At 61.7% G+C, this 12,791-nt stretch carries 10 protein-coding genes; 6 read left to right on the forward strand and 4 right to left on the reverse strand.

The features are described 5' to 3' along the window. Positions 1-84: 84 nt before the first annotated feature. A complete protein-coding gene (locus tag EI293_RS15280) occupies positions 85-1,155 on the reverse strand; it encodes a DUF6687 family protein (protein WP_125439347.1) in 1,071 nt (356 codons plus the stop codon). 425 nt (positions 1,156-1,580) lie between these two features. Between EI293_RS15280 and EI293_RS15285 the strand changes: the two genes are divergently transcribed. The 4 genes from EI293_RS15285 to EI293_RS15300 all read left to right on the forward strand — a co-directional run bounded on the left by EI293_RS15285 (position 1,581) and on the right by EI293_RS15300 (position 5,908). Beyond that, on the forward strand, positions 1,581-2,021 hold the full coding sequence (locus EI293_RS15285) for a hypothetical protein (RefSeq protein ID WP_125439349.1): 441 nt from the start codon (positions 1,581-1,583) through the stop codon (positions 2,019-2,021). Between the two features lie 275 nt (positions 2,022-2,296). Then, entirely contained in the window at positions 2,297-2,605 is a 309-nt protein-coding gene (gene trxA / locus EI293_RS15290) for a thioredoxin (protein ID WP_125439351.1), read from the forward strand. An 88-nt stretch (positions 2,606-2,693) separates the two neighbouring features. Continuing rightward, on the forward strand, positions 2,694-5,060 hold the full coding sequence (locus EI293_RS15295) for a TonB-dependent receptor (RefSeq protein WP_125439353.1): 2,367 nt from the start codon (positions 2,694-2,696) through the stop codon (positions 5,058-5,060). A 5-nt stretch (positions 5,061-5,065) separates the two neighbouring features. Continuing rightward, on the forward strand, positions 5,066-5,908 hold the full coding sequence (locus EI293_RS15300) for a DUF4249 domain-containing protein (protein WP_125439355.1): 843 nt from the start codon (positions 5,066-5,068) through the stop codon (positions 5,906-5,908). Between the two features lie 144 nt (positions 5,909-6,052). Here the strand turns inward: EI293_RS15300 and EI293_RS15305 are convergent, their stop codons facing one another. From EI293_RS15305 to EI293_RS15315, 3 genes are all read right to left on the reverse strand, one after another. Continuing rightward, on the reverse strand, positions 6,053-6,874 hold the full coding sequence (locus tag EI293_RS15305) for a purine-nucleoside phosphorylase (protein ID WP_394343407.1): 822 nt from the start codon (positions 6,872-6,874) through the stop codon (positions 6,053-6,055). 176 nt (positions 6,875-7,050) lie between these two features. After that, the gene (sppA, locus tag EI293_RS15310; protein WP_125439357.1) at positions 7,051-8,808 is read right to left on the reverse strand and encodes a signal peptide peptidase SppA; all 1,758 of its coding nucleotides are present in this window, start codon (positions 8,806-8,808) and stop codon (positions 7,051-7,053) included. 342 nt (positions 8,809-9,150) lie between these two features. Further along, on the reverse strand, positions 9,151-10,398 hold the full coding sequence (locus EI293_RS15315; RefSeq protein WP_246010693.1) for a replication-associated recombination protein A: 1,248 nt from the start codon (positions 10,396-10,398) through the stop codon (positions 9,151-9,153). 206 nt (positions 10,399-10,604) lie between these two features. Here EI293_RS15315 and EI293_RS15320 point away from each other — a divergent pair, with 206 nt between their 5' ends. Then, positions 10,605-11,534: a DMT family transporter gene (locus EI293_RS15320; RefSeq protein WP_125439361.1), complete on the forward strand. Its 930-nt coding sequence runs from the start codon at positions 10,605-10,607 to the stop codon at positions 11,532-11,534. A gap of 174 nt (positions 11,535-11,708) precedes the next feature. After that, complete coding sequence (dinB, locus tag EI293_RS15325; RefSeq protein WP_125439363.1) at positions 11,709-12,788, forward strand: DNA polymerase IV; 1,080 nt, start codon at positions 11,709-11,711, stop codon at positions 12,786-12,788. The last annotated feature ends 3 nt before the right edge of the window (positions 12,789-12,791 follow it).

The raw sequence follows: 12,791 nt of genomic DNA on the forward strand, positions 1-12,791 counted from the left end.
CCGAGCGGAGCGAGTAATCAGGGTTTTTCTACCAAGAGTTTGCCCAGGCTCCTCGCTCCGCCCGGCATAACAGTGCCGCGTTGCCTATACCGCCTCTGCCCCGGCTGCCCTGATTCCGGCCCAGGTCCAGTACCGTTCGGGTTGAATTCTGGCGTAGCGCGCCCGAAAAAATGCCACTACCTCCTCCTCCAGCTTTTCGGGCGGAATGGAGGACGCATGGATGGGACGCTGATCGGGGTCGGCGTAGCGCTGCACTTTGGTGAGGCTTTTGCCGCTCAGCCGCAGTAATGGGCCGGTATCGGTAATACCATCAAAAGTCCAGCGGCGGATACTGGTTTCCAGCTGGTTCAGGCGGGCCGTAAGCGCATCCAGGGGCAGACGGGGCAGCGTGGGGCGGCTTTCCAGATCAACCCAGGTGGTGTACTTGTACTCGAATTCGTAGCGCTGCCCGGCGTAGAGGCACAGCACCATATCGGTCCCGATGGTGGCCCCGAACAGCGTGTAGTATGGCAGCGGCTCCGGCGTACGGATTATCGTCAGCCCAATCTTCGGGTACTGCCGCACAATTGTAGCGGCACTCTGCATGGCCGCTACCCCCCGTTTCACCCGCGCATATTCCGGCTCCCAGGCGGCGCGGCCGGTTTCGGGGGTTTCCAGCACGGCGGCAAAGCGAGGCAGCAACCAGGCGAACTTTTCCGCCGAGGCCTCATCCTCGCGCCGCCGCCGGGCCGGGGCCCCGAAGGGCGCATAAAACCGGACTTTTTCCTCGGCGTTCAGCCAGCACACCAGTTGCAAGGCGTGGTCAGCCAATGGGGCATACCAGTCGATTTCCCGGAAGTCGCCCAACGTGGCTACCAGGCGCAACAGATGCTCGTGGCGCAAAGCCAGTTCCGGATTCAGCAGTGCCCACACGCCCACAAACCCGTCAATATCAAAGTGGTTGGCCGTCACGGCTTCCGCCTCCAGGCCTACCGTGCCGGGCTGGTGTAAGGCCCGCAGTACCGCGCCGGCGCTGGTGTCGTCGCGCAGGGGCTCGGGCGTGGCGGCCCCGCGCCAGTGGGCCAGCGTAAGGCTGGCTCCTAGGCCGGTGCTATCCACTACAATAGTCGGCTGCTGCCGCAGCTGTTGAAAAGGCACGAAGTATCTTGTGGGCATAAGCAGACATGGCAAGGCGGCGCAAAACTACAGACCCAGGCCTCGTTATCCGCATCCGGGCAGCCGCCCTGGTAATTGCCTTGTTCACTTGGGGCCGCCGGTTCAGTCGCACTGCGGCCCTTGCCTGGCAGTACCCGGTGCCTCCCGCGCCCGTTACGGCAGCCGCCCTCCGCCTATGTACCCCGATTATTTTTTTACACGCAATTATATGATCTGCTCTTTACTTTCTGATAACATTCAGTTAATTGGCCTACGGTTGCTGTATTGATAAAATAAAGGCCAAAATTTTGTTGGAGCTGACAGATATCATTTATATTTGATTGCGCCTCAGCTGTATGGACTTGTGACGAAACAGTAAACCCGCATCTTTCTTCTTCTCTGCAACTCTCAAAAAAACGAGTTTTTCACTCTCTTATCACTCTTCTATGCGCGTTTCTACTCCTGCTCTCTCACTCCGCCGCCTTCTGCAGACTGCAGGCCTGTTGCTGGCACTGGTAGTTTTTTCGCCCAGGCAGGCTCAGGCCCAAACCTGGCTGGTATCTACGGATGCCTACGTCAAGATTGGGGTAATGGACAAGTTTGGCCAGCTCGGTGGCTTCACCGCTAAGTTTGTGGTTATCAACCAGGATACCGGCAAAGAGTACACGCTGGTCAAGCAGGTACCCAAAGGCCAGAACGGCGTGGACGTGGTATTTCCCTCGGAGGCCTCGGAAGCTGACTACTTCAAAACCGAGCGGGGCGAAGCGGGCAAAGCCCAGCCCGGCCGCTACACCTGGGAGTGCCAGGTTGGCGGAAAAAAAGTAGTTGGCGGGCGCTTCGGCTTTTCTGAAGTCGCAAATGATGTTACCTTGGTGGGCAAGAACTAACCTCCTCTTCACCCACACTCACTCACAAGCGAAAGCCCAGTGTTGCAGCACTGGGCTTTTTTGTGTTCCAACTGGTCCGGGCTGTCGTATTTTCCTTGCCAGGGCTGTACCAGGGCATGATTCTAACTGGCTGGCCCCGGCTCGCATGCCGCGCCTGTTTGGCTACGACGGGGCAACTACAGGCGGCAACCGTTTTTCCATCACTTATGCCGGCCGCCGCCGTATAACAGGCTTCGGGCGGCACTCAGTCGGTCGGGTTTATGCAGTAGCACAGTATGCCTAAAAAATCATTTTCCGAACTCATCAACAGTCCCGGCATGCCCGTTTTGGTCGATTTTTACGCCGATTGGTGCGGACCCTGCAAAACGATGGCGCCCATTCTGGAGCAGGTAGCCGGCCAGCACCAGGGTAAGCTCAAAGTCATCAAGATTGATGTAGATAAACACCAGGGCGTGGCTCAGCAGTTTCGGGTACAGAGCATCCCCACGCTGATTCTGTTTCATAAAGGCCAGCCGGTGTGGCGGCAGGCGGGCGTGGTGTCGGCGGCGCAAATCGGGCAGGTAGTGCAGGGCGCGAACGGATAGCCGGCGCGGGCGGCACGGCAAACTTCCGGACCGGGCCGCCGGTTGAGAGCGTGGCACGTACCTTTGCTGCTCACGCAACTTGCTCTGAATGACGCTCCGGCTCACTGGTTTACTACTTTTTGGGGCGCTGGGCGCAGGCGTGTCCCACTCGGTGCAGGCGCAGGTGCGCCATACCCTTACCGGCATCATCCGGGCCGCCGATGATGGTGCCCCGCTTCCCGGCGCTACCGTAGCCGTGCCGGCCCTGGGCCTGGGGGCCACCACCGATGCCAACGGGGCTTACTCGCTCACGCTGCCGGCCGGCCGCCACCAGCTGGTCGTTTCCTTTATCGGGTACGCCTCCCAGACCCGCGACGTGAACCTGACCCGCGACCAGCGCCTGAACGTGCCATTGGCCACGGCCGGCAACGAGCTGGGCGAAGTGGTGATTGAGGGTACTGGCACCCTGGAGCAGAAGCTGCGCACGCCCCAGATGAGCGTGGAGCGCCTTACGGCGAAGGAGGCCAAGCTGCTGCCCGCGTTGTTCGGGGAAGTGGATATTCTCAAAACGCTCCAGCTCAAGCCCGGCGTACAGAACGGCGGCGAGGGCACCTCCGGCCTGTTCGTGCGCGGCGGCTCCTCCGACCAGAACTTGGTGCTGGTAGATGATGCGCTGGTATACAATCCCAGCCACTTGTTCGGGCTGTTTTCGGTGTTCAACCCCGATGCCGTGCAGTCGGTAGATTTGTACAAGGGCGGCTTTCCGGCGCAGTACGGCGGGCGGCTTTCGTCGGTGATTGACGTGAGGATGCGCGAGGGCAACCGCGAAAAGCTGGGCGTGAGCGGCGGGCTGGGCCTGATTTCGTCGCGCCTGACGGTGGAGGGGCCGCTGGGCAAGCGGGCGGGCAAGGAGCCGGCCAAAGGCTCGTTTTTGGTGTCGGGCCGGCGCACGTACTTCGACATTTTTACGCGCCAGATCAACAAGCTCAGCGAAGACAATCCCGACTACAACCCCATCCCCGACTACTACTTCTACGACTTCAACGCCAAGGCCAACTACACGCTCGGCCCCAAGGACCAGGTTTTTCTGAGCGGCTACTATGGGCGCGACCAGTTCGGCTTCAACTCCCAGGGCGGCTTTAACTTCGGATTTTCCTGGGGCAACTCGGTGGCGGCGGCGCGCTGGAACCACGTGTTCAACTCGCGGCTGTACCTAAATACCACCGCCTCGTTTACCGATTACCAGTACCAGGTTTCCAACAAGCTCGACCAGTTCAGCTTCAATCTGGGTTCCAACATCCGCGACTACTCGCTCCGCACCGACCTCGACTACGCGCCCAATGAGCGGCACGCGCTGAAGCTCGGCATCCAGGCCACCCACCACGATTTTGGGGTGGGCCGCCTCCAGGCCGGCTCCGGCGACGGCAGCCTCAACATTGGCTCCACGGTAGGCTACACCGGCGTGGAAGGCGCTTTGTACGCCTCCGATAACTTCCGGCCCTCCGATAAGTGGCAGCTGGAATACGGCCTGCGCCTGACGGGTTTCCGCAGCGGCAACCAAGGCTACGTGGGCCTGGAGCCCCGGGGCGCGGCCCGCTACTCCCTCTCGCCGGTAACCTCCCTGAAGGCCAGCTACGCCCTCATGTACCAGTACGTACACCTGGTCACGAACTCCGGGGCTACTTTGCCTACCGATATCTGGTACCCGTCGAGGCTGTCGGTGAAGCCGCAACGCTCGCAACAAGTGGCGGCGGGCGTGAGCTTTCTGCTGGGCGAGGGCAAGTACCTGCTCAGCAATGAGGTGTACTACAAATGGTCGCAGAACCAAGTCGATTTCAAGGATGGCGCGCAGCTGTTCGTGAATCCCGACCTCGATTCGGAATTCCTGTTTGGCAAGGGCTGGGCCTACGGCAACGAGGTGTATCTGGAGAAGAAAACCGGCCGCACTACCGGCTGGATCGGCTATACCCTGAGCTGGAGCAAGCGGCAGTTTCTGCCCCAGCGCGGCACCAGCGGCATCAACAACGGCCGCGTGTTCTTCCCCAACTACGACCGACGCCACAACCTGACGGTGGTGGTGCTGCACCAGCTCACGGAGCGCCTGAACCTGACAGGCTCGTTCGTGTACACCACCGGCAACGCCACCACCCTGCCCGCCGGCCGCTTTGCAGTGCAGGACATCTACGGCGAAAACCTGACAGCCGTGCCCATCTACCCCGACCGTAACTCCTACCGCCTGGCCGCCTACAACCGCCTCGATCTGGGCCTGGTCTGGAAGATGAAGCCGACCAACTGGTTCCCCGAGTCGGACCTGACCTTTAGCGTGTACAACGCCTACAACCGCCGCAACCCCTATTTCGTGTACTTCGACCAGGTTCGGGCAGGCGGCGAGGATACGCCCGTGACGAGCTTCCGGGCGCGGCAGGTGTCACTGTTTCCGGTGATTCCGTCGGTTACCTACAACTTCAAATTCTAGTGCTGATGGCTATCAACCGGCTTTCTTTTTTCCGCCGCCTGAGCTGGCTGCTGCTGCTGGCCCCGCTGGCCAGTTGCGACCTGGAGCAGGACATCGACGTGGACCTGCCGGCGCTGCCGGCCCAGCTGGCCGTGGAGTGCTACCTCGAAAACGGGGAGATTCCGCGCCTGACCGTGACGGAAACCGTGCCCTACCTGGCCTCGCCCGAGCCAGTGGTGCCCACCGACGTAACCGTGCGCCTCACGCTGGCCAATGGCCAGACCGAAACGCTGCGGTTTTTCCCCGGCATCAACCCAGTAACGCGCAAGGCCTACACCCACACCGGCACTCGCCGTCTGGCGGCCCGGCCCGGCGACACGTTTCGGCTGGAAGTAACCGACACCAAGGGCCGCCGCGTAACGGGTACGGCCACCATGCCCGCCCGCGTGCCCATCGATACGCTCGAATACAAGTTCAACGACCTGCCACCCGAACGCCGCGAAGCCTACGTGCTGACCCGCTTCCAGGACCCGGTGGGCGTGGGCAACAGCTACCTCCTGCAAATTCACCGCGACAGTATTTCGGACGAGGCGGAGGTGGACTACGACGTGGAGGACCGTCTCAACGACGGCACCCGCTTTGCGCTGGGCACCAGCTTCCGCTTCGACCCCGGCGACACGCTGCTGGTCACGCTCTACCACATTGATAGGCCGTTCTTTCTGTTCCGGCAGTCTGTGCAGGATGCGCGCAACGCCAACGGCAACCCGTTTTCGCAGCCCTCCAGCATCAAAAGTACCGTGGAAGGCGGCGTGGGCGTATTCACCGTGCTGAGCTACGACCGAAAGCAGCTCATCATTCCACAACCCTGATTTTTGCCACTGCGCATCAAAACAAACAGCGCCGCTCCGGTATCCGGGGCGGCGCTGTTTGTTTTGATGGCTGGTCCTGACAGCACACTGGGTACGCTGGGTGTAGAGACGCGACACTTCGCGTCTCTACATCTTTCCGCTGGCTTACAGCTTTTCCAGCACCCGGCGCAGTAGGGCAGTCAGGCGGGGTTCGGCTACGGCGGCGGTGCGCAGGATGTCGGCAATGTCTACTTTCTTGAGCTTGCCGGGGGCGCAGAGGTCAGTGATGACCGAAACGGCCAGCACCGGCAGCCCCATATGCACGGCGGCAATTACTTCCGGTACCGTGCTCATGCCCACCGCATCGGCCCCGATGGTGCGCAGGTAGCGATACTCGGCGGGAGTTTCCAGCATGGGGCCGGGCAGGGAGGCGTACACGCCCCGGCGCAGGTACTGGTCCAAGCCCAGGTCCCGAGCCGCCTCTTCGGCCAAGGCCAGCAGGCTCAGCGGGTAGGGCTCCATCATGTCGGGAAAGCGCGGGCCCAGCTCGTCCAGGTTCTGGCCGATGAGCGGGTTGGTGGGCTGCAGGTTGATGTGGTCTTCCAGCAGCATCAGGTCAGAGTAGTCGTAGTCGGGGTTGAGGCCGCCGCTGGCGTTGCTCACGAACAGGCGCTCAATGCCCAGCAGCTTCATCACCCGCACCGGAAACACCACCTGCTCCATGGTGTAGCCCTCATAGTAGTGGAAACGGCCGCGCATCACTAGGACACGTTTGCCAGCCAGCGTCCCGGCCAGCAGCTCGCCGGCGTGGCTTTCCACCGTAGAAATCGGGAAGTGCGGAATGTCGGCGTAGCTGAAGCGGTGCAGCACCTCCACGTCGTTCACCAAAGCCCCCAGGCCGGTGCCCAGAATAATGCCCGCCTGGGGCTGAAACCCTTGCAGAGTATGACGGAGGTAGGTGGCGGCTTCCTGAAGTTGGTGCATCATGCGTGGTCAGTTTTCGGTGGTTGGTGATTTTCGGAGCGGAAAGGTCAAAAAAACTGTCATCCTGAGCAGCGCGAATGACCTTACCGCAACCAAACAACGGCCGTTTCCACGACTTGTTCAATTGGGATAAGGTCCTTCGTGCTGCTTAGGATGACAGACAGCTGCTTATCAGGCGCTTACTGCACGTTCACCTCGAAGGGCAGCCGCATCTGGGCACCTTTCATTTCGGAGAGCTTCTTGTACTGCTGGTACATCGGGTACATCGGGCCCATTTCGTCCTTCACCATGCGCAGCTTGGCTTCCTCGTTAAAGGAGCTGAACAGGTTTTCGGCGAAGGACTTCTGGCGCGGCAGCTTCTGGATGCGGTAGTCGCCTTCCTTGAGGTCAGCGCGGCGGGCGGCAATGCGCAGGGCATCATCCATGGAGCCGAGCACGTCCACGAGGCCACGGGCCTTGGCTTCGGTGCCCGACCACACCCGGCCCGAGGCCAGACGGCGCAGACGCTCTACCGGCATTTTGCGGCCCTGGGCGGCTTTGGTGGTGAAGTCGGCGTAGATGCGGTTGATTTCGTTCTGGAACTGCTGCTGCTCGAAGGGCGAGAGGGCGCGGGTGATGGTGGGGAAGTCGGAGAACTTGCCGGTGGTCACGCGGTCCGTGGTGATGCCGATTTTGTCGCGCAGGAAGGGTTCGATGTTCGGCAGCACCCCAAACACCCCGATGGAGCCGGTGATGGTGGTCGGGTGGGCCACAATCGTGTCGCAGCCCATGGCAATGAAGTAGCCGCCCGAAGCCGCCACGTCCGACATGCTGGCAATGATGGGCTTCACCTTCTTGGTGAGCATCACCTCGCGGTAAATGATATCGGAAGCCAGCGAGGAGCCGCCGGGCGAGTTGATGCGCAGCACCACGGCCTTCACGTTCTTATCGAGGCGGGCCTTGCGGATGGCTTCGGCGAAGCGGGTGCTGCCGATGCTCTCGTTGCCGCCCTTGCCCGTCACGATGTCGCCATCGGCGTACACCACGGCAATGCGGTTGCCGCTGGTGCTGCCCTCTTCGTCGTCCGACTTGCTGTAATCCGACAGGCTGATGAGGCTCAGCTTCTCGTCCTTCTCCACGCCCAGCTTGCCCTTGATGTAATCGGTGGCCTGGTCGTAGTAGCCCAGATCGGTTACCAGGCCGAGGCGCTTGGCGTCGTCGGCGTTGTGTACCAGCATCGAGTCGGAAATGACTTTGAGGCGGGCCGGCGTAATTTTGCGGGCGGCGGCCACTTCGGCCAGCATCGAGTTGTTGAGCGAGTTCAGGAACGAGGACGTCTGCAGGCGTGCCGAGTCGGACATGCTGGTGCGGAAGTAAGGCTCCACGGCGCTCTTGAACGAGCCCACGCGGAAAATCTGCGCCTGTACCCCGAGCTTATCGAACAGGTTTTTGTAGTACATCGTCTCCGACGACAGCCCGTTGAATTCCAGCGTACCCTGGGGATTCAGGTACAGCTTATCAGCCACCGAGGCCAGGTAATAGCTTTTTTCCGACTGCGCATCGGTGTAGCTCACGATGAACTTGCCGGCTTTCCTGAACTGCACCAGTTCATAGCGCACTTCCTCCAGCGAGGCCATGCCGCCCTGCACCAGCTCTAGGTTCAGGAAAATGCCTTTGATGTCGCCGTCTTTGGCAGCCCGGCGGATGGTGGCTTTCAGCTCATCCAGCCCGATGCTGCTGCTCTGCCCGCCCGTGAAGCCCGACAGCGGATTGGTAAACTCCCGCTCGCCGATGGGCTTATCCAGCGTCAGCTCCAGCACCGAGTTGCTGGCCACGGTTACTTCTTTATCGGAGGAAGCGGCGGCGGCAATGATGGCCACCAGCAGCACCACGCCTATCAGGGCAAATAGTACGAGGCCGGTAAAACTAGCCAGCACGTACTTGAAAAATTGTCTCATCGAAGTATCAGATTAGTTCTTGCAAACAAAAGTAGCCGCTTTCCGACCCCGCCGCCGGGTATTCAACCAACGGCCCGGTTTGGGGCGGCAACGGACCAGTGTGTAGGGTTGGAGGGTGCGGGGGTGAGAGGGTAGGAGTTGTTATTGCGAGGCAGAGCCGAAGCAATCCTTCCTCTTCGGCGTGTACAGCTTCGACCTATTCCCAAGCCTCTGATGTCAGAACTAAGCATCGTAAGCTTACTACTTCCCAGGGTTGGGAGCTGCGAAAAGGAAGAACTGCTTCGGCTCTGCCTCGCAATAACAACTCCTACCCTCCTACCCCCACACCCTCCTACCCTATCCTTAGTACCCGTACTTCTCGCCCCACAGCTGGCGCAGGCGTTCCTGGGCTTTGCTTTCGGCGGGGTTGTGGCCGGGGTGGTAGAACACGGTGCCGCTGAGGGCATCGGGCAGAAACTCCTGGTAGGCGAAGTTGCCGGGGTAGTCGTGGGAATATTGGTACTGGCTGCCGTAGCCCAGTTCGGCCATGAGTTTGGTGGGGGCGTTGCGCAGCGGAATGGGCACGGGCTGCACGCCCTGCTGGCGCACCAGCGCCCGCGCCGCCCGAATAGCCTTATAGCTGGCGTTGCTCTTGGGCGAAGTGGCCAGGTAAACGACCGTCTGGCCCAGAATAATGTCGCCCTCGGGCATGCCAATGACGGCAATGGCCTGGAAGCAGCTTTGGGCCAGAATCAAGGCATTGGGGTTGGCCAAGCCGACGTCTTCACTGGCCAGAATGAGCAGGCGGCGGGCAATGAACTTAGCGTCCTCGCCGCCCTCCAGCATCACGGCCAAGTAGTAGAGCGCCGCGTTGGGGTCGGAGCCGCGGATGCTCTTGATGAAGGCCGAGATGACGTCGTAGTGCATTTCACCGCCTTTGTCGTAGCGCGCCAGGTGCTGCTGGGCCAGCTGCTGCACGCCCTCGTCGGTGATGATGATTTCGCCGGTTTTCGAGTCGGGGCGGGTGGCTTCCACCACAATTTCGAGCAGGTTAAGCAGCTTGCGCGCGTCGCCGCCCGAAATGGTGAGCAGGGCGCCGTACTCCTGCATCCGCACGTTTTTCTGCTTCAGTTGCTCGTCGTGGGCCAGCGCGTTGTTCACGATGCCGGTCAGGATATCCTTGCCGAGCGACTCCAGCACATACACCTGCGCCCGGCTCAATACGGCCGGAATCACCTCGAACGAGGGGTTTTCGGTGGTAGCCCCAATGAGCGTGACCACGCCCTGCTCCACCGCGCCCAATAGCGCGTCCTGCTGGCTTTTGCTGAAGCGGTGGATTTCATCAATGAACAGCACGGTACCGCGCTGCTTTTTGGCCCGCTCAATTACCTCGCGCACGTCCTTCACGCCGGCATTCACGGCGCTGAGCGAGGCGAAAGGCTTGCCCAGCTCCTGGGCAAGCAGGTTGGCCAGGGTGGTTTTGCCCACGCCGGGCGGCCCCCACAGAATCAGGCTGGGCAGGCGGCCGGCATTGAGGTAGCGGCGCAGCACGCCCTCGGGGCCGATGAGGTGCTGCTGGCCGGCGTAGTCAGCCAGGGTTTGGGGGCGCATGCGCTCAGCCAGGGGCGCACCGGGACGCGGCGTGTACGGCTGCGGGGCAGGCGCAGGGTCAGAATCGAAAAGGGAGCCGGTAGACATGAAAGAAGCAGAGGTGGCGCGAACCAGCGGTTCGCGGGTGGGTGGCCCGGGCCGGATATTTTGCCGGGGGCCTTCGCTATACGCGCACAACAAAGTTCGCGCTGCTACCTTCGTTTCCAATGAAGAATTCCGTGAAGGTGCATAGCGCCCTGTTTATCGTGGCCCTGATTTACGCCGCCAACTACAGCATCTCCAAAGACGTGATGCCGCGCTACATGGGTCCGTTTGCGCTGGTGCTGCTGCGCATTGTGGGCGCGACGGTGTTTTTCGGCATTGTAAGCCGGCTGGTAGCCCCGCAGGACCGCATCATCGGGCGCGCCGATAATCTGCGGGCCATAGCCTGCGGTATCCTGGGCATCGGGCTGAACCAGTTGCTGTTCTTCTCCGGCCTCAACCTCACCTCCCCCATCAACGCTTCCCTCATCCAGACCATTGCTCCGGTGGTGACGGTGCTGGCCTCAGTGGTACTGCTGGGTGAGCGGCTGTCGGGGGCTCGTTTGGCGGGCATCGGGCTGGCGGGTGTGGGCGCGGCCAGTATCATTCTGAGCCGGGGGCCGGTGGCAGCCGGCGGGCAGGACGGGCTGCTGGGCAATGTGTTCATTCTGCTCAACGCCACGGCATTTGGCATTTACTTGGTGCTGGTGATGCCGCTGATGCGCAAGTATCACCCGTTTACGGTGCTGGCCCGCATCTTTCTGGTGGGCGCGTTTCTGGCGGTGCCGGCCGGCTGGCAGCAAATCCAGCAGCCCGACTACGCCAGTTTCCCGCCCGGCATCTGGGCGGCCATTGCCTACATGGTCATCTGCCTTACCATTCTGGCCTACCTGCTCAACAACTGGGCTCTGAAATACGCCTCGCCCTCATTATTGGGCGCGTACATTTACCTGCAACCCGCACTGGCTGTGGGCATTGCCGTAGCGCTAGGTAAGGATACGCTCACGCTCACCAAGGGCCTGCAGGCGCTGCTTATTTTCGCCGGTGTATTCCTGGTTAGTCAGAAGCCAAAAGCCGCCCCGCAGCCGGTGCCTCTGGAGCCAGTACAGGACTAGCGGCCGATGTTCCCAGGGCTGAAGCCCTGGGCTACGCAGCGTTTCAGATACCCCGCTGACCAGCCCCCAAACCATCTCTGGACGCGGCCCAATAACCCGCTGCATAGCCCAGGACTTCAGTCCTGGGACCATCGGGCCGCCCTGCCGACCTTTAAGGCTGCTTCCCTCCTCCCCGTGTCCTTCGTCGAAACCCGCAAAATCATTCACCTCGACATGGACGCGTTTTACGCCTCCGTGGAGCAGCGCGACAACCCGGCGCTGCGGGGGCGGCCCGTGGCGGTGGGCGGCTCGCGGGCCCGGGGCGTGGTGGCAGCGGCCAGTTACGAGGCGCGGCAGTTTGGCGTGCGCTCGGCCATGCCCTCCAGCACCGCGCTGCGCAAATGCCCGGAACTGGTGTTCGTGAAACCCCGGTTTGAGGTGTACAAGGAAGTGTCGCGGCAGATTCGGGAAATCTTTGCCGAATACACGCCGCTAATCGAGCCGCTTTCTTTGGATGAAGCCTACCTCGACGTGACCGAAAACCGGCCGGGTCTTGCGCTGGCTACCCAGGTAGCGCGGGAAATCCGGGCCGAAATACTGCGCCAGACCCAGCTCACAGCTTCGGCCGGCATCAGCTACAACAAGTTTCTGGCGAAGCTGGCCTCCGACTACCGCAAGCCCAACGGCCAGTTCGTGATTCGCCCTGAACAGGGCGAGGCCTTTGTGGAGCAGCTGCGGGTGGGCGAGTTTCACGGCATCGGGCCGGCCACGGCGGCGCGGCTCAATCAGCTGGGCATCTTCACGGGCCTGGACCTCCGGCAGCAGTCCGAAACGTTTCTGCGCCAGCACTTCGGCAAGGCCGGCAGCCACTACTACCTCATTGCCCGCGCCCAGGACCACCGCCCCGTGGTACCCGACCGCCTGCGCAAGTCCATCGGCTCTGAAACCACCTTCGAGCACGATTTGCACCTGGCCGAGGAGCTGCGCAAAGGTCTGCAGCCCTGCCTCGATGCGGTGTGGGGCCACTGCCAGCGCACGGGCCTGCGCGGGCGCACCGTCACCCTCAAAGTCAAGTTCACCGATTTCCAGCAAATTACCCGCAGCCGCACGCTGGTAGGGCTAGTGCCCGGCCCCGAAGCCCTGGCGCAGGTGGCCCACGAGCTGCTGCTGCCTCTGCTGCCTCTCGAAAAAGGCGTGCGCCTGTTGGGCGTGGCCCTCTCCTCACTCGAAACCCCGGACGATCAGATAGGCCGGCAACTGGCCCTACTGCTGTAACCG

The sequence above is a fragment of the Hymenobacter perfusus genome (assembly GCF_003944765.1).
GTDB classification, from domain to species: Bacteria; Bacteroidota; Bacteroidia; order Cytophagales; family Hymenobacteraceae; genus Hymenobacter; species Hymenobacter perfusus.

Bases quoted from the DNA above. Each gene is read 5' to 3' on its own strand.
- EI293_RS15280 (WP_125439347.1), bottom strand. From the start codon at position 1,155: ATGCCCACAAGATACTTCGTGCCTTTTCAACAGCTGCGGCAGCAGCCG.
- EI293_RS15285 (WP_125439349.1), top strand. From the start codon at position 1,581: ATGCGCGTTTCTACTCCTGCTCTCTCACTCCGCCGCCTTCTGCAGACT.
- trxA (WP_125439351.1), top strand. From the start codon at position 2,297: ATGCCTAAAAAATCATTTTCCGAACTCATCAACAGTCCCGGCATGCCC.
- EI293_RS15295 (WP_125439353.1), top strand. From the start codon at position 2,694: ATGACGCTCCGGCTCACTGGTTTACTACTTTTTGGGGCGCTGGGCGCA.
- EI293_RS15300 (WP_125439355.1), top strand. From the start codon at position 5,066: ATGGCTATCAACCGGCTTTCTTTTTTCCGCCGCCTGAGCTGGCTGCTG.
- EI293_RS15305 (WP_394343407.1), bottom strand. From the start codon at position 6,874: ATGATGCACCAACTTCAGGAAGCCGCCACCTACCTCCGTCATACTCTG.
- sppA (WP_125439357.1), bottom strand. From the start codon at position 8,808: ATGAGACAATTTTTCAAGTACGTGCTGGCTAGTTTTACCGGCCTCGTA.
- EI293_RS15315 (WP_246010693.1), bottom strand. From the start codon at position 10,398: ATGCGCCCCCAAACCCTGGCTGACTACGCCGGCCAGCAGCACCTCATC.
- EI293_RS15320 (WP_125439361.1), top strand. From the start codon at position 10,605: ATGAAGAATTCCGTGAAGGTGCATAGCGCCCTGTTTATCGTGGCCCTG.